Here is a 269-nt window from a genome sequence, read left to right as displayed (position 1 = left end):
CGATAACACCGTGACCGAGTGCTGGATCTTCGAAGGCGAAGGACGCATCGGTCAATATGTGGGCGGCTATCATGACGCGCGTGGACAGCAATCACAGTCGCTGGCGCAAAAACAGGCGAAGACCAAAAATGTCGCCGAACCTGTTGTTGCAAAAGCAGAAACTGTCAAAAAGTCTCCTGCTAAAATGAGTTATAACTTGCAGCGCGAGCTGGAAGGGCTGCCGCAGCGTCTGGAAGAGCTGGAGGCTGCACTGGAAGCACTGCAAATCC

The 269-nt window shown here is 53.5% G+C and carries 1 pseudogene; it reads left to right on the top strand.

The window, feature by feature from the left end:
* Positions 1–269: pseudogene (locus tag RTW80_RS29415) on the top strand (ABC transporter ATP-binding protein); the annotation flags it as partial.

This window comes from Escherichia sp. AM3 (assembly GCF_032029835.1).
GTDB classification, from domain to species: domain Bacteria; phylum Pseudomonadota; class Gammaproteobacteria; order Enterobacterales; family Enterobacteriaceae; genus Escherichia; species Escherichia coli.
This window is presented reverse-complemented; position numbering and strand designations above follow the sequence as displayed.